Annotated in this window: 20 protein-coding genes, 1 tRNA gene and 2 pseudogenes; 10 read left to right on the top strand and 13 right to left on the bottom strand. The window is 62.6% G+C overall.

All coding sequences use genetic code 11. The annotated features are described in order from the left end of the window. Positions 1–260 precede the first annotated feature (260 nt). The 3 genes from ACZ5KU_RS12860 to ACZ5KU_RS12850 all read left to right on the top strand — a co-directional run bounded on the left by ACZ5KU_RS12860 (position 261) and on the right by ACZ5KU_RS12850 (position 3247). On the top strand, positions 261–1052 hold the full coding sequence (locus tag ACZ5KU_RS12860; protein WP_464737268.1) for a TolC family protein: 792 nt from the start codon (positions 261–263) through the stop codon (positions 1050–1052). Between the two features lie 295 nt (positions 1053–1347). Then, on the top strand, positions 1348–1713 hold the full coding sequence (locus ACZ5KU_RS12855; RefSeq protein ID WP_464737267.1) for a DUF6124 family protein: 366 nt from the start codon (positions 1348–1350) through the stop codon (positions 1711–1713). Between the two features lie 196 nt (positions 1714–1909). Then, positions 1910–3247: a chloride channel protein gene (locus ACZ5KU_RS12850; protein WP_464737266.1), complete on the top strand. Its 1338-nt coding sequence runs from the start codon at positions 1910–1912 to the stop codon at positions 3245–3247. A gap of 269 nt (positions 3248–3516) precedes the next feature. On the opposite strand, the gene ACZ5KU_RS12845 is transcribed toward ACZ5KU_RS12850, so the two are convergent. Next, positions 3517–4263 carry an SDR family oxidoreductase gene (locus tag ACZ5KU_RS12845; protein ID WP_464737265.1) on the bottom strand — a complete coding sequence of 249 codons (747 nt, stop codon included), beginning with the start codon at positions 4261–4263 and terminating at the stop codon, positions 3517–3519. 97 nt (positions 4264–4360) lie between these two features. On the opposite strand from ACZ5KU_RS12845, the gene ACZ5KU_RS12840 reads away from it, so the two are divergent. The 3 genes from ACZ5KU_RS12840 to ACZ5KU_RS12830 all read left to right on the top strand — a co-directional run bounded on the left by ACZ5KU_RS12840 (position 4361) and on the right by ACZ5KU_RS12830 (position 7150). Then, on the top strand, positions 4361–5263 hold the full coding sequence (locus tag ACZ5KU_RS12840) for an AraC family transcriptional regulator (protein WP_464737264.1): 903 nt from the start codon (positions 4361–4363) through the stop codon (positions 5261–5263). 616 nt (positions 5264–5879) lie between these two features. Further along, positions 5880–6221 (top strand): hypothetical protein, encoded by a 342-nt coding sequence (locus ACZ5KU_RS12835; RefSeq protein ID WP_206542439.1) that lies wholly within the window; start codon positions 5880–5882, stop codon positions 6219–6221. Further along, complete coding sequence (locus tag ACZ5KU_RS12830) at positions 6218–7150, top strand: AAA family ATPase (protein WP_464737263.1); 933 nt, start codon at positions 6218–6220, stop codon at positions 7148–7150. Before ACZ5KU_RS12835 ends, ACZ5KU_RS12830 begins: the two co-directional genes overlap by 4 nt. Before the next feature lie 477 nt (positions 7151–7627). Here ACZ5KU_RS12830 and ACZ5KU_RS12825 read toward each other — a convergent pair. From ACZ5KU_RS12825 to ACZ5KU_RS12810, 4 genes and pseudogenes are all read right to left on the bottom strand, one after another. Then, a pseudogene (locus ACZ5KU_RS12825) lies at positions 7628–8409 on the bottom strand (EAL domain-containing protein). Between the two features lie 181 nt (positions 8410–8590). After that, positions 8591–9372 (bottom strand): annotated as a pseudogene (locus ACZ5KU_RS12820) (IS256 family transposase); the annotation flags it as partial. A gap of 321 nt (positions 9373–9693) precedes the next feature. Continuing rightward, positions 9694–9779 (bottom strand) — tRNA-Leu (locus ACZ5KU_RS12815). 261 nt (positions 9780–10040) lie between these two features. Further along, entirely contained in the window at positions 10041–10958 is a 918-nt protein-coding gene (locus tag ACZ5KU_RS12810) for a LysR family transcriptional regulator (protein ID WP_054057951.1), read from the bottom strand. A 106-nt stretch (positions 10959–11064) separates the two neighbouring features. Between ACZ5KU_RS12810 and nfsB the strand changes: the two genes are divergently transcribed. Continuing rightward, entirely contained in the window at positions 11065–11721 is a 657-nt protein-coding gene (gene nfsB / locus ACZ5KU_RS12805; RefSeq protein ID WP_054057950.1) for an oxygen-insensitive NAD(P)H nitroreductase, read from the top strand. 25 nt (positions 11722–11746) lie between these two features. Here nfsB and ACZ5KU_RS12800 read toward each other — a convergent pair whose 3' ends face one another. The 4 genes from ACZ5KU_RS12800 to ACZ5KU_RS12785 form a co-directional block, all read right to left on the bottom strand. Further along, positions 11747–12607: a TIGR03915 family putative DNA repair protein gene (locus ACZ5KU_RS12800; RefSeq protein ID WP_054057949.1), complete on the bottom strand. Its 861-nt coding sequence runs from the start codon at positions 12605–12607 to the stop codon at positions 11747–11749. Beyond that, positions 12604–13824, bottom strand: a complete 1221-nt coding sequence (locus tag ACZ5KU_RS12795) for a putative DNA modification/repair radical SAM protein (RefSeq protein WP_416773083.1) — start codon at positions 13822–13824, stop codon at positions 12604–12606. Before ACZ5KU_RS12795 ends, ACZ5KU_RS12800 begins: the two co-directional genes overlap by 4 nt. 157 nt (positions 13825–13981) lie before the next feature. After that, on the bottom strand, positions 13982–15001 hold the full coding sequence (locus tag ACZ5KU_RS12790; protein WP_054057947.1) for a branched-chain amino acid aminotransferase: 1020 nt from the start codon (positions 14999–15001) through the stop codon (positions 13982–13984). 152 nt (positions 15002–15153) lie between these two features. Continuing rightward, the gene (locus tag ACZ5KU_RS12785; protein ID WP_419736305.1) at positions 15154–16230 is read right to left on the bottom strand and encodes a diguanylate cyclase domain-containing protein; all 1077 of its coding nucleotides are present in this window, start codon (positions 16228–16230) and stop codon (positions 15154–15156) included. Positions 16231–16614: 384 nt separating this feature from the next. Between ACZ5KU_RS12785 and ACZ5KU_RS12780 the strand changes: the two genes are divergently transcribed. After that, complete coding sequence (locus tag ACZ5KU_RS12780; RefSeq protein ID WP_416773080.1) at positions 16615–16959, top strand: FKBP-type peptidyl-prolyl cis-trans isomerase; 345 nt, start codon at positions 16615–16617, stop codon at positions 16957–16959. A 5-nt stretch (positions 16960–16964) separates the two neighbouring features. Here ACZ5KU_RS12780 and ACZ5KU_RS12775 read toward each other — a convergent pair whose 3' ends face one another. Then, positions 16965–17420 carry a GNAT family N-acetyltransferase gene (locus tag ACZ5KU_RS12775; RefSeq protein ID WP_054057944.1) on the bottom strand — a complete coding sequence of 152 codons (456 nt, stop codon included), beginning with the start codon at positions 17418–17420 and terminating at the stop codon, positions 16965–16967. Between the two features lie 141 nt (positions 17421–17561). Here ACZ5KU_RS12775 and ACZ5KU_RS12770 point away from each other — a divergent pair, with 141 nt between their 5' ends. Next, positions 17562–18401 (top strand): NAD-dependent protein deacetylase, encoded by an 840-nt coding sequence (locus ACZ5KU_RS12770; RefSeq protein ID WP_054062557.1) that lies wholly within the window; start codon positions 17562–17564, stop codon positions 18399–18401. A gap of 24 nt (positions 18402–18425) precedes the next feature. Here the strand turns inward: ACZ5KU_RS12770 and ACZ5KU_RS12765 are convergent, their stop codons facing one another. Further along, positions 18426–19124: a glutathione S-transferase N-terminal domain-containing protein gene (locus ACZ5KU_RS12765; RefSeq protein ID WP_464737262.1), complete on the bottom strand. Its 699-nt coding sequence runs from the start codon at positions 19122–19124 to the stop codon at positions 18426–18428. A 132-nt stretch (positions 19125–19256) separates the two neighbouring features. Here ACZ5KU_RS12765 and ACZ5KU_RS12760 point away from each other — a divergent pair, with 132 nt between their 5' ends. Then, positions 19257–19481: a YgdI/YgdR family lipoprotein gene (locus tag ACZ5KU_RS12760; RefSeq protein WP_054061542.1), complete on the top strand. Its 225-nt coding sequence runs from the start codon at positions 19257–19259 to the stop codon at positions 19479–19481. Between the two features lie 70 nt (positions 19482–19551). Here ACZ5KU_RS12760 and ACZ5KU_RS12755 read toward each other — a convergent pair whose 3' ends face one another. Both ACZ5KU_RS12755 and ACZ5KU_RS12750 read right to left on the bottom strand, forming a co-directional pair. Continuing rightward, a complete protein-coding gene (locus ACZ5KU_RS12755) occupies positions 19552–22632 on the bottom strand; it encodes an error-prone DNA polymerase (RefSeq protein WP_464737261.1) in 3081 nt (1026 codons plus the stop codon). Then, entirely contained in the window at positions 22629–24047 is a 1419-nt protein-coding gene (locus tag ACZ5KU_RS12750; RefSeq protein WP_464737260.1) for a Y-family DNA polymerase, read from the bottom strand. The genes ACZ5KU_RS12755 and ACZ5KU_RS12750 overlap by 4 nt, the downstream gene beginning before the upstream one ends. Positions 24048–24054 lie beyond the last annotated feature (7 nt).

Here is a 24054-nt window from a genome sequence, read left to right as displayed (position 1 = left end):
ACTCTCGAAAACCAGGCCGACTTGAGCTTAGTTTTTCGACTTATAACCGGACCTTAATTATTTAATTAACTTCCACACTCAAGATCAACCAGACCACACCTGACTGATCATGCTGAAAGAAAATAACACCGAGGGTCAACGGGGACATTTTTTAAATCCAAGAACATGTAACAAAATCATTCGATATTTTAGAAATCAATACAGAGTTTGATTTTTCTGAAACAGTCCAGGCGATAGGCCAATTATTTAGCACTTGCGTAGTGGTGGACTTCAGGCAACCGCGCGAGGCCGGCCTCGACCTGGCCGATGATTGCCTCGTTTACCGGTTGGCGACCCTCGCGTGGTCTGCGTACCAATACACCCAATACGAAGTCAGCTACGGTCATCTCGCCCAAAGCCAGAACAATCGCAGTTACAGCGTGCAATTGGTACAACCACTGTTGCACTGGCAGAATTGGATCACCTACCAGCAGGGTCACTTACAACAGCTGCTGGCCGATGCGCAGTTGGAAAAGGCGCACCAGGCGTTGATTCTGCGCTTGGCGCAAGCCTACTTTGCGGTTCTGGCCGCAAAAAATGTCGTCGAGTCGGTTGAGCAACTGCGCATCACCTCCAGCGCCCAACGTGACAGCGCATGCAAACGCTACGAACTGGGCGGTGCCACCATCATCGATGTGCAGGAAGCGCAAGCCAGCTCCGATATCGAGGGCAACACCGACTTCACCAGCAACACCCAGGACCGCATCAGCTCTACCAGCGTGCCGTTGATTGAACCCGCCCATGTCGTGAGCCTGCCCAAAGGCCAAGCCTTCGCCCTGATCGAAGGCGCCAACCTCTGGAAGATCCGTATGCCCCTTCCTGCCCACGATCCCGACGACTGCATGCCCAGGGACCTGCAGACCCTGGCCGCCAACATGCGCAAACGCCACGTCGATGGAGGCGGCGAATTGTGGGTCGGTAGTGGCAGCCGGGGTTCTTCCCATTTCCACGGACACACCGATCAGCAGCTTTTGCCCACTCAGCGCCAAACCAGACAACTCCCTTTCCCTTGAGTGAAATTTCCTAGAAAATCCCGAGCGCTTGTTTTGCGCCTGATCACGGGGCTAGGCTCCGGCTTGTCACTGCCAATTCAGTGACCGGGTTTAGTAGCCCGCCATATGACTAGGCGCGAAGTGCCCCCTTCTGCCAGGCTCGTTTTTCAGCCTTCGCTTTATGGTGGCCGTGCGCAGGGCGCCTTCGTGCGCGCCGGGCCTAGTCACCGGTCTACTAACCTGCGTTCGGCCGCCACCCTATCGTTTAGTAGCGATGGTTGCGGCTCTCTCAGCTGACTGACTGGAGTCACGCCACATGTTCAAACCTACCCCCAATCCGCCGGCAAGATCCAACGCCGGAGCCATCGATCCGCGCATCGCCGACCGGGCACTGTCCCACTATGACCTGGGGCCAGAGGCAACACCGAGACCCGTACCGACGTTTGCTGTCTCTGCGGCAGCCACGCCACCTGGGCAGCCTCCGCTCTCGTTGAACCACGAGGCTACTCTTCTCGACCTCCATTCGATTCTGCAGTCAGCGGCAGCCACGGCCTACGAGAACGCCGACAACCAGACCGGCTCGAATCGCAAGGTGGCGATGGGTGTGGTGCACCTGATAGAGCTGGCGCAACTGAGGATGGATTCGATGCTGGAGAAGTCGATCGTCTGTGCCAATGGCTGACGTCATTCTGCCGTGGAGCGGGAAGCCCAGCGTCCCGTTTTTTGCCCAGCAGCAAGAGGTGCTCGGTGCGGATCAGTACCAACTCCTGGAGCAATGCATGCACGGCCTGGTCTTCCAATGACAACGTGCTGTATCACCTGTATGGGCAGCAGATTTGAGTAGAATTGCCCCTTGCTCCACGATCCTGGTCGCGCCGATGTCCGAACAACCCACCCCAAACGTAGAACCCGTCCCCACCACCCAGCCACGGCGCTTCCGACGGCCACGCTGGCTGGAGTGGCGACAACGCCTGGCGTTCTGGGTCGGCGCGCTGCTGGTGGGCCTGGTCGCGCTGGCCTTCGCCTGGCTGGCGGACCAATCCTTCGCTCTGTTTAAGCACATGCTCGGCGTCGCCTCCTGGCTGCCGCTGCTGGTCACCCCGGCGGGCTTCGCCCTGTTGGCCTGGATCACCCAGCGCTGGCTCGTTCAGGCCAGGGGCAGCGGCATTCCCCAAGTAATTGCCGCACTGGAGTCGCCCTCGCGGCGCTTGCGCGCCAGGGTGCTAGCGTTACCGGTTGCCGCCGCGCGAATGCTCTTCACCCTGGCCGCCCTGCTGGTCGGTGGCTCGGTGGGCCGCGAAGGGCCTACGGTGCACGTCGGCGCCGCCGTCATCTATGCCTTCGGTCGACGTCTGGGCCTGCACGGCAGGCGCACCATCGCAGGACTGATTCTCGCCGGCGCCGCCGCCGGCATCGCTGCAGCTTTCAACACGCCGCTGGCAGGTATCGTTTTCGCCATCGAGGAACTCAGCCGCACCTTCGAGCAACGCTTCAGCGGCCTAGTGCTGACAGCGGTTCTAATCGGCGGATCCATCACCCTCGGCCTGATGGGCCACTACTCGTACTTCGGTGAGATCGGCGGCAGCCTGCCGGCCGGCTGGGGCTGGAGCGAAGTGCCAGCCTGCGCCCTGCTCGGCGGCCTGCTGGGCGGGCTCTACGTCAAACTGGTGCTCCCCACCCAGGCCGGCTGGCTTGGCCGCATGTGCCGGCTGCGCGAGCGCTTCCCGGTATCCTTCGCCGCAGCCTGCGGCCTGTTGCTGGCGCTGCTGGGGCTGGTCTCCGGCAACCATGTGTTTGGTACCGGCTACGAAGAAACCCGCGCCCTGCTCGAAGGCCACCCGATGACCGGGCAGGACTTCCTGCTGTGGAAGTTCCTGGCCAACGTGGTGTCCTATCTCTCCGGGATTCCTGGCGGCCTCTTCTCGCCCTCGCTGAGCATAGGCGCGGCTTTCGCCCCGCTGCTGTCGTTGCTGCCCAACCTCAACCCACAGACCTGTGCGCTGCTGGGCATGGGCGCCTACCTCGCTGGCGTGACCCGCTCGCCGCTGACCGCCTCGGTGATCGTGCTGGAACTGTCCCATAGTCCCGACCTGCTCATCCCCATGCTGGCCGCCACGGTCATGGCCGCCACCATTTCCGGCTGGATCGCCCCAGTCTCGCTGTACCACGCGCTGGCCCGGCCACTGCTGGACAAAATCGTACCGAGCAACCCTTGATCCGTGTATCGCCATGTCGGTGGTGATCGATGAGCCCAGTCGCGGCGATTACTTGGGTGCCAAGGTTGCCGCACGGGTGTTCCGTCGCGTGAGTTGCCGGATGCTGGCGGCTGCCTTGGGTCGATGTAGCCTGTCGCGACACGCTGCAATCGGCCAACGCAGACCTTCGCATGAGTCTGAAAAATGAGGCGCCTATAAAAGTCAGTGACGATTGAGTGAGCCTAAAGATGTAAAGGCTCTGATACACAAGAATTGTCAGACGGCGCACATTATCTGCGCGACTGAGTAACAAGCGCCAAAGCATCTGCCCCCGCTGCAAAACGCAGTTGCCCGGAGGTATCGTTTGCCGCACGCCATACGCCTTCGGCTACGTCCTGCTCGAGGGTGTATTGGCCGCTGCCCAACTCGGCGAAAATCGCCTGGGCCATTGGCGCGTAGTCGGCAGGAATCATCCCTGCCATGCGCTCGCTGGCGTTTTCGCTGAAGCGAGTAGTGGGGGCGTAGCCGGGTTCCACCAACTTGGCGCTCACATTGAAGGCCGCCAGTTCCAGGGCCAATGAGCCGGTAAACCCTTCAATCGCCTGCTTGCTGGCGGTGTAGGCGGCGACCAGTGGCATGGGCGCCAGGGTCGCGCTGCTGGTGACGTTGATCACTACCCCAGAGCGACGGGCGCGCATTTGCGGGATCACCGCCTGGGTCATGGCTATCGGTCCGAAGGTGTTGGTTTCAAAAATCTCCCGCACTGCGGTCATGGGCGTGGCCTCCAGCGCGCCGAACAGGCCGATACCGGCGTTGTTGACCAACACATCAATAGTCCCGCTGGCCTCAATGGCAGCGGCGATGCTGTGGGGCTGGGTCACGTCCAGCGCGAGGATGCGCAGGCGCTCCGAAGAGGGCAACAGCGTGTTCTGTGGCCTGCGCATGGTGGCGATCACGTTCCAGCCTTGGGAGAGGAAATAGCGCGCGGTTTCAAGGCCGTAGCCGGAGGAGCAGCCAGTGATAAGGACGGTTTTCATGAGGTATTCCAGGCAGTGAGTCTGGTGAAAACGATAACCCTACCCTACTGGACTCACTATAATCGGCTGTCCACATTTCATTCGCAGGAGTCCATTTATGGGCGACCCGCTGTCCGATGTCATCGCGCTGCTCAAGCCGCGTGCGGTGTTTTCCAAAATCATCAGCGGCGCCGGGACTTGGGGCGTGCGCTACTCCGAATTTGGCTTACCCAGCTTTTGCGCGGTGCTGGAAGGCAGTTGCCGGCTTGCCATCGACGGCCAGCCTGAGCTAGTCCTGGAAGCGGGGGATTTTTTGCTGCTGTCCAAGACACCCGCGTTCACCCTCTCGGGGTTCGCACCCGTGCAGCCGTTGGCAATGGTGCCCGTGTATGGCAATACCCATCCCGATGAACTGCGCCACGGCGACCCCGACGCACCGGCCGATGTGCGCCTGTTGGGCGGGCATTTCGACTTCGAGACCCCCGAAGCCTCCCTATTGGTAGCGATGTTGCCGGCACGGGTGCATATGCGCGGTGTCGAACGCTTGACGACCTTGGTGCGCCTGCTGCGAGAAGAGTCTATGGCGCAGGCGGTCGGGCACCAGTTGATCCTCACGCGGCTGGTGGAAGTGTTGCTGATCGAGGCCCTGCGCTCGATCCCGCCGGAGCAAACGCCCCAAGGCTTACTGCGCGGCCTGGCTGATCCTCGGCTGGCCAAGGCCCTGCGCCAGATGCATGGCGACATTGCCTACGGCTGGACAGTCCCAGAGTTGGCCCAGGTGGCCATGCTTTCCCGTTCGGCTTTTTTCAAACGCTTCATGACCACCCTGGGCCAGTCGCCGATGGAGTACCTGCTAGGCTGGCGCATGACCGTGGCCAAGGACCTGCTGCGTCACACGCAAATGGGGATGGTTGAGGTAGCGGAGGGCGTGGGGTATCGGTCCGCCAGTGCGTTCAGCACGGCGTTTACCCGGCATGTGGGGACGCCGCCACGTCAATACGCCAGAGGCGCTAGCCGCTAGTTTTCATGAACGACTATCAAGTTCAGTCCTTTGAAAAACAGCGGCCTGAATCGAGTCTCTTGTCTGGACAGATCTGGCCGGCAGTTTGTGGCCGAGTGCAGCCCCTCGGGGTAGCACGCGAGGGCTAAGAAGGAACGTATCGGAAGAGTAGTATGACAAACAGCAAAAAGCCGCAACACTGCACGATCTGCGCACGCCTACTCGACAATCCGCAAGATCCGCTATGAGGCAATACCGGCGGGGATTGCTGGGGATGCATAGGCGCTATCGAGGCGCAAATGGGATGCGCAGAGTCGCTCGACTACGTACTGTAGTGGTCAAAAACTCCCGGACACAGAATTGAGTTTTTCTTCCGCAACCGCCGGCGGTGCGAAGCCGTTGTGCTGATGCGGCCGTGTCCAGTTGTACCGCTGCATGAGGTAAGCGAGCCGGTTCCCGTCCATCATCATGGTCAGGGCCCCCTTGATCATACGCAACGCTGCATGATGAGGCCCAAGCTCTATGGGAGCGCAAGGTCCGCATCGCAGCGAGCTCACTGTCGTATCGATCGAGAAACTATTCGACGTGCCTACCGACTGGTTTTATAGTTCCGTTTAGTGGAACAGATGTGACCCGTATGAGCGAATACGAAGTGAATGAGCATGGCGTTCCTCAGTATCCCAAGGGGCATGCTGGACGGCTGTTTGTGACCCTGGCCGCGATCGACCGCCTGGAGCGTGCGACGACTACCAGCGTTGCGGCGTTGACGGGGCTTAGCAAAGGCAAGATTGACGACTACGTGCGAGTACTCAACCTAGAGTTCGGCACACGTATTGTGAAGCAAGGTCCCGAATTTCGTATTGAGTCTTGGGGAGAGGTGTTGAAGCGAGCAGGTGTCAGAAAGGCTCTTCAGGCCCCCTTTGACGGGGCAAACCCGACGCCTACTGAAGCTCAGAATGATCGACAGGAAACCTCATGAATATCAAGAAGCTGCACATAAAAGGCTTTAAGAGCTTGGCTGATTTTCAGCTTAAGGATGTCTCGCCGTTTCTGGTATTTGCAGGTGCCAATGGCTCTGGGAAAAGCGACATTGCCGATGCTCTGGCATTCATGGGGGCAGTCGTCAAATTCGGTGCGTCACAGGCCAGGACGCAGCTTGGAGGTTTTTCTCAGATTCACTGTTACAAGTACCGCAAGGAGCTGCGCACCAGCATCAGTTTCTCCATGGAGGTTGAGCTGGATGGCAACCTCCACGATTACAGCCTCACGATCCGCTCCCTGGACAAGAAACCTCAGTTGGCAGAGATGTTGAAGGTGGATGGCAAACTGTTGATTGATCGACGTCCGGGGGCGGATTTAAAAGTCCAAATGGGCGAGTCGACGGGTCTCCAAAGCCTGCCTGACTACCCGCAGGATCTGGCGGCACTGATGCTGTTGGGGCAGAGTCCACTTCGTGCGTTTTTGACCAATACCAAGGTGTTCCGTATTGATCCGATGGCGGCGAAGGAGCCGGATAGTTCGACCACCGATACCACCGAGCTGGACACTCAAGGGAAGAATGTTGCGTCCATGCTGACTGTCCTTGAGAAGGACCCTGATTTCAGGGACCAAGTCCTGGAATGGATGGAGCTGATCGTCCCCGGAATGGAAAGCCTCTCCACTGAGAAGCAACGCTTGGATGGATCGACGGTCATTACGGTGGGGCTAACCTGCTACCCCATAACATCGAAGCGTTTGTCGATCGACTGGATGAAGCGGGTGCGCAAGAGATTTTCATCCTCACGGACTTGGAGGATGAAGCTCATGTGCAGACGGTCAGAGACCGGGTGTCCCATCAGCGCATTCGCTTTGCGTTTGTGGCCGTCAAGGCACTGGAGGCTTGGTTCCTGGCAGACACCCAGGCCATGAACGCCTGGCTGAAAACTGATGATTTTTTGAAGAAGCGCCGGAGCAAACAGCAGAAAAACCCTGGGAGAGAGTCAAGCAGGTTGCTGCACAGCGAGGTGCTCGAGGGCCTGGCAGCAAAGTCGCTCTTGCCAAAAAGGCTGTCACACACTGGGGATTCAGCGTCGAGCACTCATCGGCTCACCCTTCCTGCCCCAGTGCACGGGAGCTGATTGAATTCCTTCGCAATAACCGGTGACCGCCCAGTGCCAGACGTGACGATGCACTGGCTCGAGGCCGTATGACCTGTCGTAAACCGCAAGCTGCTTTGGCGAGTTTGCGACCCTTGGGGCTTGCTTGCATCCCCATGCCTCTGGCCCGTCCGGGGCCGGCTCGCTCCGCTTGCTTGGGACGACTCCGAGACAACGGATGCCAAAAGCCTGGTGATTAATCCGCACTGGGTTCACGAAGGTTAAGTCAAGCTGTTCTATCAGAATAAGATCAAGAAAGCCGCTCAAACAACGGCAACCCATTTATCTGAGGCCGAGCAAATAAATAACCTTGCATCAAATCAATACCCAGCGCCACCAAAGCTTGGCTCTCTTCGTCAGTCTCAATCCCTTCGGCAATAAGCGTAATGCCCAATCGCTTGGCCACCAATACGATGCCGGCGACGATGGCTTGGCGAACCAAATCCTGATTGATTCCCCGAGTGAGTGCCATATCTAGCTTGAGTACAGCAGGCTGAAACTCTGCGAGTAGATTCAGCCCTGAGTAACCCGAGCCAAAATCATCTATTGCAGTGGTGAAGCCCTGTCGCTCGTACTCCTTGAAGATTGACTTCAAGTGCTCGGTGTCTTCGATCCGCTCGCCCTCGGTCACTTCGAACATGAGCAGGTTGGCGGGGAAGTTGAATGTTCGAGTTGCCTCTAAGGTAGCCCGAATGCAAGTGTTGGCACGGTAGACGGCATTTGGCAGAAAGTTGATGCTCAACTTACAGTCTGTCTGCCGCCCCAACCCCAGTGCAGCCGCTTGCTCGATGGCTTTCACGCGACAGGCCTGATCAAAGCGGTACAAATTGTCGGGGATACCTTGGCCAAAATTTCCCCAGCGCTTTCGCCCTTCAGACCGCGAACCAGTGCCTCATAGGCGAACGGTCTGCCTGAGGGCACATGGATTATGGGCTGGAATGCCATGATAATTTCGAAATCCAGGCTGGCAAGATCACGACATTGGGAGCAACCAATCGCTAAAAAGGGCTGGGGAAAAACAGGCTTGCTCATAGAATATCGTCGAGATCAGGAAGTATGTCTGTGCAGGATGCTCGAATATGCACATTAAGCCAATCTCTTCCCGTCCAATCCATCGACGGATGGACTGACTGCCCAAACGTTTTCTGCCTTGTGCGATCGATAGTCGACGACGGTTCGATACAGAGGGTCAGCATAACGTGGTGACCAGGATCTTGCCGACATGGGCCATGGCGTTGCGCATGAAGTGCACGCGGCAGCGCTGCCAGGTGGTGTGGAAAACCTTGGAAACGGCGGCCTTGAGGCCTTCGTGGGCATCGGAGATCACCAGCCTTACGTCCCGCAGGCCCCGTCGCATCAGGCTGCGCAGGAAGTCCGTCCAGAACGGCTCTGCCTCCGATGGACCGACCCGCATGCCCAGGATTTCACGCCCGCCATTGGTGTTCACGGCCACGGCGATTATGACGGCGACCGAAACGATACGCCCGGCCTCCCGCACTTTGACGTAGGTCGCGTCGATCCAGAGGTAGGGCCAGTCGCCTTCGAGGGGCGGTCGAGAAAGGCGTGGACGCGTTCGTCGATCTCGCCAGCCAGCCGTGACACCTGGCTCTTGGAGATGCCGGTCATGCCCATGGCCTTGACCAGTTCATCGACCGAACGCGTCGAGACGCCTTGGATGTAAGCCTCCTGCATGACCGCTACCATGGCCTTTTCGGCAGTGCGCCGTGGCTCCAGGAAGCCTGGGAAATAGCTGCCTTGGCGCAGCTTGGGAATCTTCAGATCAACATCACCGGTGCGGGTTTGCCAGAGGCGATCACGGTAGCCGTTGCGGCTGTTTGTCCGGTCAGGGCTTTTGACGTCGAAGCCGGCGTTGCACAGGCCTTCGACATCGAACTCCATCATGCGCTAGGCAACGAACTGGATCATTTGCCTGAGCAGATCAGCATCTGCCCCTTTCTCAACCAACTCGGTCAATGCGATAGTGGGCTTGGGCATCGTGGTTTCCCTGGTGTTCGTTAGGTCTTCGCAAACTCAACGTTAGCCAAGAACCACGATGACCATCCTCTTTCGCCCGCAGGGCGCCTTCGGTTGGTTCAGTTACACCACTTCTCGGGACACGATCATCAGAAAGCGGAACAGTTGTACGCGACATAAGGGTACACCCCCTTTATCGAACTGGCTGTTGTACCCCTAAAACGACTGGATTTCCGTGAATGAGTCTGGAATCCGATGGACCGTAAAAAACGAAAAAACCCGCCAGAAGGCAGGTTTTTCAAGGCTTCCAGAGATCCTGCAAGCTTTCTATGGAATGTCAAATGGTGCCCGAAGCCGGGGTCGAACCGGCACGTCCTTACGAACGGGGATTTTAAGTCCCATGCGTCTACCAATTTCGCCATTCGGGCGGCAGCGCGGTGAAGCGGTCGACACGGTGGCTCATGCGGAGCAGGAGCAGCTCAAGGCCTCTCGACACCGGTGCGACAAGGGCACGAATATATACATCCCCTCCCCTTGAAGCAAGTTCACCGGCGCCAATTTCCCGTATTCGACACATTTCGCAAGCTTATGATTTTCAAGGGATTGCGTTCTGGTTCGGATGAAGCGGTGAATCAGGGAAACACTTGCCCGTCATCTTCCCGCTTTTTCATTGCCGGCACTACCCGTTTTCAGGGCGGCAGCATCGGTCCCTGCCGATCCAACTCACGGAATTTTCCCTGGAGAAACTGATACAGGGCCTGCACCGAGGCGGAAATCTGCCGACGATGAGGACACACCAACTGCAGCCGGGTGTTCTCGCCATGATATTCGGGCAGCAACAGTTCCAGGCGCCCGGCCGCGATATCGGCGCGTACTTCCAGCCAGGCCTTGTAGATGATGCCCTCACCCGCCAGCGCCCAGTGCCGCACCACATCGGCATCGTCACTGAACAGCGTGCCCGTCACCGAGACGTCCCGGCGCTGGCCGTCCTTGTAGAACGCCCACTTGTCGTAGTAGCGACCTTGCAGCACGTAGCAGAGGCAATTGTGCCCAGCCAACTCATCGAGGCTGCGCGGGCGCCCGTGGGCTTTCAGGTAGGACGGGGCCGCCACCAGCACCCGGCGATTTTCCGCCAGGGGCAAGGCGACGAAACTCGCATCCTCGAGTTGACCGTAACGGATCGCGACATCGACGGGATCACGGAAGACGTCGGAAATCTGGTCGGAGACGGACAGGCGCAGAATCAACCGCGGATGCAGGCGGCGAAACTCGATCAGCCAGGGTGACAGCAGGTTGCGCCCGAGGTCGGAGGAAACCGCCATCTGCAGGGTACCCTGCAACTCCAGGCACTCGACATGCAGTTGCTCGCGCCCTTCGCGCAGGGTCTCCAGCACACCGCGCGCATACGGCAGGTAGCGCTCGCCTTCGGCGGTCAGGCGCAGGCTGCGGGTCGAGCGGGCGAACAGGCAGATGTCCAGCTCACGTTCCAGGCGCTGGATCGCCGCGCTGACCTGGCCAGGCAGCAGGTCCACCTCGCGGGCGGCATTGGAGAAGCTGCCCAGGGCGGCGGAGCGAACGAAAAGAGCCAGGTCATCGAATCGGATCATTTTCACACCCGGAGTGAAAGAGCTAACCGATCTTACCCCTTTATCTCTCCGAGCACGAAGATCAGAATCAGCGCCAATCCCTCATCCCGCTTCCATGGAGTTCCTGATGAACCTCGCGCACATCACCGCCCAGCGTTACACCACCAAGGCCTTCGACGCCTCGAAACGCATTCCCCAGGCCGCCATCGACGAACTGCTGACCCTGCTGCGCAACGCCCCTTCATCGGTCAACTCGCAACCTTCGCACTTCATCGTGGCCTCCACCGCCGAGGGCAAGGCGCGCCTGGCCAAGGGCGCCGAGGGACGCTTCGCCTACAACGAACCGAAGATCCTGAATGCCTCCCACGTGATTGCCCTGTGTACCCGCACCGGCATGAGCGACAGCCACCTGGAGAAGGTGCTGCAGCAGGAACAGGCCGACGGACGCTTCGCCAGCGATACCGCCAAAAGCGGCCAGCAACAGATCCGCTCGGGCTTCGTCGACCTGCACCGCTATGAGCAGAAAGACCTGCAGCACTGGATGGAGAAGCAGACCTACCTGGCCCTTGGCACTCTGCTGCTCGGTGCCGCCGCGCTGGGTATCGATGCCACGCCGATGGAAGGCTTCGATGCCAAGGCGGTGGATGCCGAACTGAACCTGCATGCACAAGGCCTCACCTGCGTGGTACTGGTCTGCCTGGGCTATCGCAGCGACAGCGACTTCAATGCCAGCTTGCCGAAGTCGCGCCTGCCGGAAGACTATCTGTTCACTCACCTCGACTGATCGGGCTCAGCCAAACCGGTTTGCCTCAGCTTGCCAGGCCATGGCCTGGCGAGCCCTTGCGGCCCGCAATCCGCTTGCCCTCCTGCAACCCCACCTCCTGCGCCTGCCCGTCGCGCTGCTTGCCCTGTCGCGCCTGCCCCACCAGCCGGGGAATCAGCGGCCCTTCCGGCAGATGCCGCCAGAAACGCCCCGGCATGTGCTGGCGCATCGCATCGGGATTGACCCGGGCCGGGTTGAAAATGTGCCGGTAGTAGGTCAGCCACAATTCAGCACCGGGATCATCGGCATGCCGGGCCCATTGGCGCCACTGCTCGGGGCAGTGGCGCCGGTAGTCGAGGGTTTCGCCATCGAAACGGATGCCATCACGCGGCGTCGCGATCAGCCAGCGCTGCCGGCCCAGTCGTTCGGCGAAATGCCCGCTGGCACTGGCGAGAATGTCATGGGCCGGCTCATGGAAGGCCACCAGGTCCAGTTGCAGTCGCTCGGCCAGGGCCTCGGGCAGCGGCACGAAGCGCACGAAGGCATGCAGGTGATGGGCCTCGCGACCGACCTGGCGGATCCGTCGTTGCAACTCGCTGCCCAGGCGGTCGCCGGCGAGCATGGCGGTGCGGTCGCCATGGGCGACCCGCCAAAGCACCTCATAGAGCAGATTCCAGCGCTGCTCGCCACGGTAGCGGGCGGCCTGTTCGAGTTGCGCCAGCAAGGCCGCCGGCACCCGCGCACAGAACACCCCCGGGCCCGTGGGCAACGGGGTGGATCCGGCCAGCAGGTCGGCCACCGGCCCCTGGCTCCAGGTCACGTCGACCGGGTCGATACCATGACCGAGCAGCACCCGCGCCTGGTCACGCCAGGTCGCGAAATCATCGTCACAGTCCAGCGCGATCATCCCCACAACCCCATCTGCAGGGGTGCCTGGGGCTCGCGCAAGCGACTGCGCAGCAGGCCGCTGCAGGCTTCCGCCTGGGACGGCCGATAGTCGCTGGTGACGATGAACGGCCGGGCCTTGTCCAGCACGCAACGCAGCTGGATCAGGTCGTCGTAGCGAATGCGCCGCTCCCGCCGCAGCGCGACCATGCGCTGCACGCTGCGCAGGCCGATCCCCGGAATGCGTGCCAGCAACGCCGGTTCGGCACGGTTCACGTCCAGCGGAAAGACCTCGCGGTTGGCCAGCGCCCAGGCGAGCTTGGGGTCGATGTCCAGCGCCAGGTTGCTCGACTGCTCCAGCAGTTCGCCCGCCTTGTAGCCGTAGCCGCGCATCAGGAAGTCGGCCTGGTACAGGCGGTGTTCACGCAGCAAGGGGGGCGCAGCCAGCGGTACGCTGTCGGGGCTGTCGGGGATCGGGCTGAACGCCGAGTAGTAGACGCGCCTGAGGCCATAGCCCTGGTAGAGCGATTCGGCGTTGCGCAGGATGGTGCGGTCGTCCGTGGCATCGGCGCCGACGATCACCTGGGTGCTCTGCCCGGCCGGGGTGAAACGCGGCGCCCTGGCCTCGCCCGCCACCGCCTGCTGGCCGAGGTGGATGGTCCCCATGGCCTGGCGGATGGTGGTCACCCGCTTCTCCGGCGCCAGGCGCTTGAGGCTGGCCTCGGTGGGTAGCTCGATGTTCACGCTCAGGCGGTCCGCCAGGCGCCCGGCCTCCTCGATCAGCAGCGGGTCGGCGTCGGGAATGGTCTTGAGGTGGATGTAGCCACGGAACTGGTGCTCCTCGCGCAACAGCCGCGCCACCCGGATCAGTTGCTCCATGGTGTAGTCGGCCGAGCGGATGATGCCGGAGCTGAGGAACAACCCGCTGATGCAGTTGCGCCGGTAGAAATCGAGGGTCAGGCGCACCACCTCCTCCGGCGTGAACCGTGCCCGCGGCACATTGCTGGAACGGCGGTTGACGCAGTACTGGCAATCGTAGAGGCAGAAGTTGGTCAGCAGTACCTTGAGCAGCGAGACGCAGCGGCCGTCCGGGGTGAAACTATGGCAGATGCCCATGCCGTCGGTGGCACCGAGCCCGTCACGGCCACGGGAACTGCGCTTGGGCGCGCCGCTGCTGGCGCACGAGGCATCGTATTTGGCGGCGTCGGCGAGAATGCCGAGCTTGGCGATGAGTTGCATGGGACACACTCGAATACTGATTATCCATACAGTATTCCGAGATCACGCCACATGCAAGCGCCACCCGGCAAAAGGCCCGTTCAGAACGTCGCAAAAACAGAAAAGCCCGAGGCGATCACTCGCCCCGGGCTTTCAGACAGCCGGGCTCAGTAGTCGATCAGACCTTGACGATCCAACCGGCTGGCGCCTCGATGTCACCGGTCTGCACGCCGGTCAGTTCCTTGTACAGGCGCTGGGTCACCGGGCCGACCTCGGTTTCGCTGTGGAACACGTGCAGCTTGCCCTGGTACTCGATGCCGCCGATCGGCGTGATCACCGCGGCGGTACCGCAGGCACCGGCTTCGGTGAAGTCGCCGATCTTGTCGATCAGCACATCACCTTCCACCACTTTCAGGCCCAGGCGCGATTCGGCCAGCTCGATCAGCGACAGACGGGTGATACCCGGCAGTACCGAAGGCGACTTCGGCGTGACGAACTCGTTGTTGGCGGTGATGCCGAAGAAGTTGGCCGAACCCACTTCCTCGATCTTCGAATGGGTCAGCGGATCCAGGTAGATGCTGTCGGCGAAGCCATTTTTCTTGGCTTCGGAGCCCGGCAGCAGGCTGGCCGCGTAGTTGCCGCCGACCTTGGCTGCACCGGTACCCTGGGGGGCTGCGCGGTCGTAGCTGGAGATCACGAAGTTGTGCGGCTTCATGCCGCCCTTGAAGTACGGGCCGACCGGGATGCAGAAGATCGAGAAGATGAACTCCGGTGCGGTACGCACGCCGATGTTGTCACCCACGCCGATCACGAACGGACGCAGGTACAGCGCACCGCCAGTGCCGTACGGCGGAATGAAACGCTCGTTGGCCTTGACGACCTGGCGGCAGGCCTCGACGAAGGCTTCGGTCGACGGCGCCGGCATCAGCAGGCGGGCACAGCTGCGCTGCATGCGTGCGGCGTTCTGGTCAGGCCGGAACAGGTTGATCGAACCATCCTTGCAACGGTAGGCCTTCAGGCCCTCGAAGCACTGCTGGCCGTAATGCAGCGCGGTCGAGCCTTCGCTGATGTGCAGGACGTTGTCTTCGGTCAACACGCCATTGTCCCACTCCCCCTTGCGGAAGTAAGACAGGTAGCGCTTGTCGGTCTTGATGTAGTCGAAACCCAGCTTGTCCCAGTTGATGCTTTCCTGACCCATGACACCCTCAATCTGATAACTGCCCGGATACCCCGGGTTTATGACTTTTTTGCGCAGACCACCACAATACTCTATTCGGACAGGAAATCGCAGCCTGGACGATGTGCATGTCCTACATGCGTTTATGCGTGGTTCCCACGACGTGCGGATATTCAGTCGATACCGGCCGCCAGCACGGCCGATCGGCCCAGGCGATACTGGTTGTTGCCACTGCGCTTGGCGTCGTACATCGCCAGGTCGGCGATGTGGATCAGGGTGTCCATGCTCACGGCATGATCGGGGAAAACCGCCACGCCCAGGCTGGAACCGATACGAATCGGCTGTTCGTCGAGGCTGATCGGTACCGACAGCTCGATCAGCACCTTCCCACACAGGCGATGAATCTCTTCCGACAGGCCAATCCCCTGTTGCGCCAACCCCTCGAAAATCAGCACGAACTCGTCGCCGCCGATGCGCGCCACGGTATCGGAGACCCGCATCAGGTTCTTCAGGCGGTTCGCGGTGGCGATCAGGATCTGGTCGCCGGCGGCGTGACCATGGGCATCGTTGATTTCCTTGAAGCCGTTCAGGTCGAGAAACACCAGGATCACCCGCGTTCCGCCATCACGGGCACGCTCCAGGGCCCGGGACAGCCGTTCCTCCAGTACCAGGCGATTGGGCAGCCCGGTCAGGGCATCGTTGTGGGCCAGGGTATGCAATTGGCTGGCCCAGGCCTTTTCCTCGGTGATGTCGCGGACCACACCCATCATCTTGACCACCGAATCGTGGACGTTCTTCACCACGTTACCGGTCTCGCGCAGCCAGTGGATACTGCCATCCGGCCAGATCACCCGGTATTCCTCATCGTGGTTCTCACCGGTCTCGATGCAGCGTAACTCGCCGGCACGCACCCTGTCCCGGTCATCGGGGTGCACGCTGGCGCAAAACAGTTCGTAGGACGGCACCACTTCGTCGACCTTGTAGCCGAACATGCCGTAGATGGCTTCCGACCAGTAGAGCTTCTCGGTATCGACATCCCAGTCCCAGGTGCCGATCCGGGCGAAATACTGGCTGCGCCGGAAACGCTCGGCATCGTCACCAGTCTCGCCGCGCCGGTTGCACTCGCTCAACCGGTGCAAGAGCGTCCGGCACTCAGCCAGCTCCCGACGAGCCTGGCGCCCGCGCCACCAGAACACGACGATCAGGGCAACCATCGACACCGCGACAAACGCCTCGATCCACTCGCTCATCCGTGAAAACCAGTCAACTTGAACATGGGCACGCAAAAGGTTAATAGCCAGTGGCTATCTTAATCCATGCTCAAGGTGCGCCATAGCGGTTTAGTGGCAATGTGCCTCGATCCTCGACCGAGGTCACGCCGGCCGCCGGCAAGCGCCGCGTAAAGACAGCCCGTCGACGCCCGTCACTCTTCTTGTTCGAGAGAGTCGATTTTGCTATACCTGCACGCTGTTTTTCACCCGCAATAACAGGCGCCTCTCCCGCATGTTGCTTGTGTTGATCCGAACGGACCGCCACGCCCCGCCTGCTCGGCGAAATCACCCTGCTCGACATCCACCACGCCCTCGGCGCGCCGAGCTGGAAATCATTCATGGGGTAGCCCCCCTGGAGACGTCATGACACAGACAGAACTGCAGGTCACCGACCTGCTCGAAGGCGACGGCAAGGCTGTGGTCAAGGGCGCGCTGATCACTACCCAGTACCGCGGCACGCTCGCCGATGGCAGCGAATTCGATTCTTCCTACAGCCGCGGCAAGCCGTTCCAGTGCGTGATCGGCACCGGCCGGGTGATCAAGGGCTGGGATATCGGCCTGATGGGCATGAAGGTCGGCGGCAAGCGCCGGCTGTTCGTGCCGGCGCACCTGGCCTATGGCGAGCGCGGCATGGGCTCGCGGGTGGCGCCCGGTGCCGACCTGACGTTCGAGATCGAACTGCTGGAAGTACTGACCCGCGACGATTGAGGCGCTCAGGCGACCAGCCGCAGTTGCATGACGATGGTGCGTTCCTCGCCGTGCCAGACATCACGCACAGCCTCGAACCCCAGCCGTGCGTAAAAGCCTTCGGCGGTCACCGTCGAGGGCACCTTCAACCACCCGACACCCGCCTCCCGGGCCAGCCGGACCACCTCGGCCAACAGGGCCCGGCCGACGCCAGAGCCCTGGGCCCGCGGCGCCACGAACACGCTGCGCACCACCTCGCCATCGAGGCTGGCGGTGCCGATGATCCGCTCTCCCTGCTGGGCCACCAGCATGCTCCGAATGCCCAGCAGGCTGCGCACATCCTGCGGGCCGAAGCGCTGTTCGACGCGGTCGATCACCGCTGCCGGATAATCCGCGGCATTGCTCTCACGCAGAGCCTGGATGATCACCTGGCTGATGGCTTCGGCATCCTCGTCACGGGCCAGGCGAATGCTGTACACCATGGGGCTGAACCTCAAGCATCCGTTCACTGAAGGCACTATCCTACGCGCCGCGACCAGTGCGCAAGGGCAAGCTTGTTCCCCGGGAAACCCTGCGACTATGCTTGGTTTGCCGCCCGCCTTTCGCCCACCGGAGATGACCTCATGCCCGACCCGCAAGTCGACAGCGCCCTGGAAACCCTGCTGCCCCTGATGGCCGGGCAACCCTTTCTGGTGCTGACCGGTGCCGGCATCAGCACCTCCTCCGGCATCCCCGACTACCGCGACAGCGCCGGCGTACGCCGGGGCAAGGCGCCGATGATGATCCAGGAGTTTCTCGGTTCGCCCCAGGCCCGCCGTCGCTACTGGGCCCGGGCCATGCTCGGCTGGCCACGGGTGCGCCAGGCACGGCCGAATGCCGCCCACCGGGCGCTGGCCAGCCTGCAGGCAGGCCAGCACCTGAGCGGCCTGATCACGCAGAATGTCGATACCCTGCACGACCAGGCCGGCAGCCATGACGTGATCGAGCTGCATGGCAGCCTGCACAAGGTGTTGTGCCTGGATTGCGGCATCCGCCTGGAGCGCGATGCCGTGCAGCACGCGCTGGAAACACAGAACGCCTATCTGCTGGAGATCGAGGCGGACCAGGCGCCCGATGGCGACACCCTGCTCGATGCCCATTTCGAGTCGGACTTCCAGGTCCCCCGCTGCCCCCACTGCCAGGGCGAGCGGCTGAAACCGGATGTGGTGTTCTTCGGCGAAAACGTCGCCCCGGCGACCGCCAGCCGCGCCCTGGCCTGCGCCGAGCAGGCGGCGGGGCTGCTGGTGGTCGGCTCGTCGCTGATGGCCTATTCGGCCTTTCGCCTGTGCAAGCGCGTGGCCGAACGCGGCAAGCCGCTGATTGCCATCAACCTGGGCAAGACCCGCGCCGATGAACTGCTGGACTACAAGTTCGCAGCCTCCTGCGAGCAATTGCTGCCCTTGCTTGCCGAACGCCTGGGCTGACCGGCCAGGCTTCGCACAGTCGACTCAACCCGGAATGGTCAGCCCCTTGATCACCGCCGGCCGGGCGAGGAACGCCTCCAGCGCGCGGGTGACGTGGGGGAAGTCCTGGATGCCCACCAGCTCGCCGGCCTCGTAGAAGCCGATCAGGTTGCGAATCCATGGGAAGGTGGCGATATCGGCGATGCTGTAGTCGTCGCCCATGATCCAGCGGCGGTTCTCCAGGCGCTGGTTGAGCACCCCCAGCAGGCGCCTGCTTTCGGCGACATAACGGTCGCGTGGCCGCTTGTCCTCGTAGTCCTTGCCGGCGAATTTGTTGAAGAAGCCGAGCTGGCCGAACATCGGGCCGATTCCGCCCATCTGGAACATCAGCCACTGGAGGGTTTCATAGCGGGTGGCCGGGTCCACGCAGAGGAAACGACCGGTCTTCTCGGCGAGATAGACCAGGATCGCCCCGGACTCGAACAGCGGCAACGGCTGGCCGCCCGGGCCATCCGGGTCGATAATGGCAGGGATCTTGTTGTTGGGGTTCAACGACATGAACTGCGGGGTCAACTGGTCGTTGGTGGCGAAGCTGACCAGGTGCGGCTCGTAGGGCAGGCCCAGCTCTTCGAGCAGGATCGACACCTTGACGCCGTTGGGGGTCGGCAACGAATACAGCTGGAGGCGGTCTGGATGTTGAGCGGGCCATTTTTGCGTGATGGCGAACGACGAAAGATCGGTCATGAAAGGCTTCCGGCTGGCGACTGGGAACAACGTTCGAGCCGATTATAGGCACAGCCTGCGGGTCCGCTCACCCTGTCTGAGCCGGCAATTTGCGATACGGATGATCATCAACCCGTGAGTCTGGAGATACCCATGAAAGCGAGAACCCTGAGCCTGTCACTGTTGACGGCAGCCCTGCTGGCCCTGGGCGGCTGCTCGACGCCCACGGTCGTGACCTTGCAGAACGGCACCCAGTACCTGACCAGGGACATGCCGAAGACCCACGGTGCCGATGGGTTCTATGAGTTCCGGGACATCTCCGGGAAGAAGGTGCGGGTCAAGGCCGACGATGTGGCGACGGTCAAGGCGGAGGATTGAGGCGTCGACTCCGGGGGGCTGTCCGCGGGCAAGCCCTGCCCGCAGAGAGGGTCGCACAAGGCCAGAAAGATCAGCGGAAATCCCGGCTGCGCACGGTGATGTCCGCCAGCATCGGACTCAGGTCGCTCAGGCGCCCGGCAATCACATTGCGCACCTCGCCCTCGGTTTCCAGGCGCCCATCCACCCTCAGCAATTGCGAACCCACCAGCACCTGTCGCTGGCGTTCGGCCAGGTCGCGCCAGACCACCACGTTGGTGTTGCCGAACTCGTCTTCCAGGGTGACGAAAGTCACGCCGCTGGCTGTGCCCGGACGCTGGCGGCCGGTCACCAGGCCAACGATGCTCACCGGCCGCCCATGTTCGAGCGCCAGCAGTTCCCGCGAACTGCGGCAGCGCAAGGCACGCAGTTGCCCACGCAGCAAGGCCAGCGGATGCGGTCCGAGGGTCGTGCCCAGGCTGGCATAGTCGGCCTGCAGGTCCTCGCCGACACTTGGCCGCGGCAGGGCCACGGCGGTCTCGGCCTCCCGTGACAAGCCGGCGAACAGGCCCAGTTGCGGGTCGACCCCGGCTACCTCCCAGCGGGCCCGGTAACGATTGCCCGCCAGGCCACGCAAGGCACCGGCATCCGCCAGCAGCTCGCGGGTCCGGCCATCGAGCCGCGCCCGCTCGATCAGGTCGGCAATATCCGCAAAGCCCCTGCCCTGCCTGGCCGCCTCGATCTGCCGCGCATCCTCCTCGCGAAAGCCGCGGATCATCCGCAGCCCCAGGCGCAGCGCCGGCTGCGGCCCCTCGTCCGGCTCCAGGCTGCAATCCCAGGTACTGGCGCGGACATCCACCGGAAGAATCCGCAAGCGGTGACGCCGGGCATCCTGGAGGATCTGGTCCGGACTGTAGAAGCCCATCGGCCAACTGTTGATCAGCGCACAGGCGAACGCCGCCGGCTCATGGCACTTGAGCCAGCAACTGGCATAGGTCAGCAGGGCAAAACTGGCGGCATGGGACTCGGGAAAACCGTAGCTGCCAAAGCCCTTGATCTGCTCGAAGATCTGCGCGGCGAACTCCGGCTTGTAGCCACGCGCCGCCATACCATCGGCCAGTCGCTGACGATGGGGTTCAAGCCCACCGTGGCGTTTCCAGGCCGCCATGGAGCGGCGCAACTGGTCGGCCTCGCCGGGCGTATAGCCTGCCGCGACCACCGCGATCTGCATCACCTGCTCCTGGAACAGCGGCACGCCCCGGGTCCGCTTTAGGACTTCCTTGAGATCGTCTGACGGATAGGTCTCGGGCTCATGGCCGTGTCGCCGACGCAGGTACGGATGCACCATGCCACCCTGGATCGGCCCCGGACGGACAATCGCCACCTCTATCACCAGATCATAGAAGTTCTTCGGCTTGAGCCGCGGCAGCATCGACATCTGCGCCCGCGACTCGATCTGGAACACACCGATGGTGTCGGCCCGGCCGATCATTTCGTAGGTCGCCGCATCGTCCGCCGGAATGCTCGCCAGGGTCCAGCGCGGCCCGCCGCGATACTGCTGCACCAAGTCGAAACAGCGGCGCAGGGCGCTGAGCATGCCCAGGGCCAGTACATCGACCTTGAGCAGCCCGACCTTGTCCAGGTCGTCCTTGTCCCACTGGATGATCGTCCGCTCGGCCATGCTGGCGTTTTCCACCGGCACCAGGGTGTCCAGCGGCTGCTCGGAAATCACGAAGCCGCCCGGGTGCTGCGACAGGTGCCGGGGAAAACCGATCAGTTGCCGGGTCAACCCCAGCACCCGGCGCAACACCGGGCTGTCGGGGTCGAAGCCGTTTTCCCGCAGCCGCTCGGCCGACGGCGGCTCGTCGCTCCAGCGGCCGCAGGCATCGGCCAGGGCATTGACCTGGTCCGCGGGCAGGCCCAGCGCCTTGGCCACATCGCGCACCGCCCCCGCGCCGTGATAGGTGCTGACCACCGCGGTCAATGCCGCCCGCCCGCGGCCGTAACGACGGAAGACGTACTGCAGCACCTCTTCGCGGCGTTCGTGCTCGAAGTCGACGTCGATATCCGGCGGCTCGTTGCGCTCGCGGGACAGGAAGCGCTCGAACAGCATGTTGGTGCGATCCGGGTTCAGTTCGGTGACCCCCAGGGCATAACAGACCACCGAGTTCGCCGCCGAGCCACGACCCTGGCAGAGGATGCCCTGGCTACGGGCAAACTGGACGATGTCCTGCACTGTCAGGAAATAGCTGTCGTAGTCCAGTTCGGCGATCAGCTTCAGTTCCTTTTCAATCAGATCCCGGACCCGCTGGCTGATCCCCTCGGGCCAGCGTCGGCGAAGCCCCTGCTCCGTCAGGTGGCGCAACCAGGAAGCCGGAGTCTGCCCCTCGGGTACCAGCTCGCGGGGATACTGGTAATTCAGCTGGTCGAGGGTAAAGCGGCAACGCCGGGCAATCACCAGGCTCTCGGCCAGCAAGGCTGGCGGATAGAGACCGCGCAGGACATCGAGGCTGCGCAAATGCCGTTCGCCATTGGGATACAACTGCTGCCCGGCATCGGCCACGCGCACGTGCAGGCGGATGGCGGTCATGGTGTCCTGCAAGGCACGGCGGCTACGCACATGCATATGCACGTCGCCGCTGGCCACGGCAGGGATCGCCAGTGTCGCGGCCAGGGCCTGCAGGCGGGTCAGGCGCCCTTCATCGTCTTCGCCGCAATGCAGCTCCACCGCCAGCCACAGCCGTTCGGGAAAACGCTCGCGCAACCAGCGCCCATCGGCCTCGGCCAGGTCCGGGCCCGGTAGCCACAGGGCCAATAGCCCCGGCAGCGCCTGTTCGAAATCCTCGCGCAGCACCTGGTATCGGCCCTTCTCCACCCGCCGCCGGGCCTGGGTGATCAACCGGCAGAGCACCTGGTATCCCGCCAGGTCCTCCACCAGCAGGACGACACGGGGGCCGTTCGCGATCCGCATCTCGCTGCCGATGATCAGCGGCAAGCCGGTGTCCTGCGCTGCCTGCCAGGCACGCACGATACCGGCCAGGGTGCACTCGTCGGTAATCGCCAGGGCTTGATAACCCTGCTCACGAGCCCGCTCGAACAGTTCCCGGGCACTGGAAGCACCGCGCTGGAAGCTGAAGTTCGACAGGCAATGCAATTCGGCGTATTCGCCACTCATGCGAACCAGCCCTGCAGCAGCAGCGGGCCGCCCTCACCTGCCGGACGATAGGCCCAGCCCTGCCGGCCGCCACGGATCTCGACCCGATAGTAGTCGCGGCGCACATCCGCGCCGTCCCACCAGCCCGACTCGATGCGTTCCGGCCCGAGCAACACCCGCGCCGCCTGCTCGGGCAGCGGCAGCGGTTCCCTGAGCAACCAGCCCGGACGCAGCGGCCCGGCCTGGGACAGTGGGCCCGGCGTACTGGCGGCCAGCGGCTGCCAGGCGCATTCGGGACGGTGGTCGGCCTGGAAGCACAGGCCCTGCACGGCCTCGTCGCCCAGCCGGGCGCGCAGGCGTTCGCGCAGTTGCTCCCAGGACAAGGACTGTTGCGGGCGTTCGTCGAACAGCTCGCGGTGTTGGGGGACGAACGCCGGCAGGTCCTCGGCCTCCAGACGAAAACCGCGCACCGCCGACTCGACCTGGATCTGCTCCAGGCGCCCACGGGCCAGTTCGAACAGCATCGCCGGGTCACGCTCGGCACTGAGCAGACCGACCTTGATCCGCGTGTCGACGCCTTCGGCATGTTCCAGCAGCAGGTCGAAGCGCTGCACACCGCTGTCGCGGCCACAGAGAAACGCCGCCAGGTCGCCGGTCAACCGCCGCAGGGGAAACAGCAAGGCCTGGTGGGACGTCACGTCGAAGTTCAGTTCGATCCGCGCGGCGAAACGATCCGGCGGCTGGTAGAACGCCAGGGCCAGCGGCCGCTCGCCCAGCAGGGTGTCGATATGCTTGAGCAACGACGCCTCGAAGCGCCGGGCCAGGCTGTGCCGGGGCAACGCCAGCACCTGCTGCAGGGTGCGCAGGCCCATGCGTGACAAGGCCGTGGCCGCGCCCTGCTCCAGCCCGACCCGGTCGATGGACATCTGCCCCAGGGCCTGTCGCAGGGCGGCCTCGTCGGCCAGGGCCAGGCCATCGTAGGCATTGGCCAACACCCTGGCCGCCGCCGGATGGGGCGCAACCACGATCCGGTGACGAAAACCCAGTTCGGTCAACTCCCTGCGCAGGCGCGCCTCCAACTGCGGCCAGGGGCCGAACAGGCCCAGGCTGGACTCGATCTCGAACAGCAGGGCCCGGGGATAACGCAGGCTGACCTGGGAACTGAAGCCGTAGGCCCAGGCGGCGAGCAACTGCTGCCACTGCTCGATCTCGGCAGGGTCGTATTCGGCCGTGGCGAACGCCTTGGTCAGCGCATGGGCGGCCGTCAGCGATTGTCCGGGGCGCAGGCCCAGGGCCCGGGCCGAGGCGTTCACCGCCTGCAGCACCCGCCGTTGCGGCGAACCGCTCAGCAGCGCCAGTGGCGCATCGGGCTCGGGGATTCGCCGCAGCACGCCGTCCAGCGCCAATTGCGGGAACACGATGCAGACCCAGCGCATGCCAACC

The organism is Pseudomonas sp. Tof1 (genome assembly GCF_055390395.1).
The sequence above is the reverse complement of the archived record's forward strand: the minus strand, read 5'-3'. Positions and strand labels throughout refer to the sequence as shown.

Excerpts from the sequence above, each read along its gene's own strand:
- ACZ5KU_RS12855 (WP_464737267.1), top strand. The coding sequence starts at position 1,348 with ATGTTCAAACCTACCCCCAATCCGCCGGCAAGATCCAACGCCGGAGCC.
- ACZ5KU_RS12790 (WP_054057947.1), bottom strand. The coding sequence starts at position 15,001 with ATGGGTCAGGAAAGCATCAACTGGGACAAGCTGGGTTTCGACTACATC.
- ACZ5KU_RS12795 (WP_416773083.1), bottom strand. The coding sequence starts at position 13,824 with ATGCAACTCATCGCCAAGCTCGGCATTCTCGCCGACGCCGCCAAATAC.
- ACZ5KU_RS12830 (WP_464737263.1), top strand. The coding sequence starts at position 6,218 with ATGAATATCAAGAAGCTGCACATAAAAGGCTTTAAGAGCTTGGCTGAT.
- ACZ5KU_RS12810 (WP_054057951.1), bottom strand. The coding sequence starts at position 10,958 with ATGATCCGATTCGATGACCTGGCTCTTTTCGTTCGCTCCGCCGCCCTG.
- ACZ5KU_RS12765 (WP_464737262.1), bottom strand. The coding sequence starts at position 19,124 with ATGACCGATCTTTCGTCGTTCGCCATCACGCAAAAATGGCCCGCTCAA.
- ACZ5KU_RS12840 (WP_464737264.1), top strand. The coding sequence starts at position 4,361 with ATGGGCGACCCGCTGTCCGATGTCATCGCGCTGCTCAAGCCGCGTGCG.
- ACZ5KU_RS12835 (WP_206542439.1), top strand. The coding sequence starts at position 5,880 with ATGAGCGAATACGAAGTGAATGAGCATGGCGTTCCTCAGTATCCCAAG.
- nfsB (WP_054057950.1), top strand. The coding sequence starts at position 11,065 with ATGAACCTCGCGCACATCACCGCCCAGCGTTACACCACCAAGGCCTTC.
- ACZ5KU_RS12775 (WP_054057944.1), bottom strand. The coding sequence starts at position 17,420 with ATGGTGTACAGCATTCGCCTGGCCCGTGACGAGGATGCCGAAGCCATC.
- ACZ5KU_RS12785 (WP_419736305.1), bottom strand. The coding sequence starts at position 16,230 with ATGAGCGAGTGGATCGAGGCGTTTGTCGCGGTGTCGATGGTTGCCCTG.
- ACZ5KU_RS12800 (WP_054057949.1), bottom strand. The coding sequence starts at position 12,607 with ATGATCGCGCTGGACTGTGACGATGATTTCGCGACCTGGCGTGACCAG.
- ACZ5KU_RS12750 (WP_464737260.1), bottom strand. The coding sequence starts at position 24,047 with ATGCGCTGGGTCTGCATCGTGTTCCCGCAATTGGCGCTGGACGGCGTG.
- ACZ5KU_RS12845 (WP_464737265.1), bottom strand. The coding sequence starts at position 4,263 with ATGAAAACCGTCCTTATCACTGGCTGCTCCTCCGGCTACGGCCTTGAA.
- ACZ5KU_RS12760 (WP_054061542.1), top strand. The coding sequence starts at position 19,257 with ATGAAAGCGAGAACCCTGAGCCTGTCACTGTTGACGGCAGCCCTGCTG.
- ACZ5KU_RS12755 (WP_464737261.1), bottom strand. The coding sequence starts at position 22,632 with ATGAGTGGCGAATACGCCGAATTGCATTGCCTGTCGAACTTCAGCTTC.
- ACZ5KU_RS12780 (WP_416773080.1), top strand. The coding sequence starts at position 16,615 with ATGACACAGACAGAACTGCAGGTCACCGACCTGCTCGAAGGCGACGGC.
- ACZ5KU_RS12850 (WP_464737266.1), top strand. The coding sequence starts at position 1,910 with ATGTCCGAACAACCCACCCCAAACGTAGAACCCGTCCCCACCACCCAG.
- ACZ5KU_RS12770 (WP_054062557.1), top strand. The coding sequence starts at position 17,562 with ATGCCCGACCCGCAAGTCGACAGCGCCCTGGAAACCCTGCTGCCCCTG.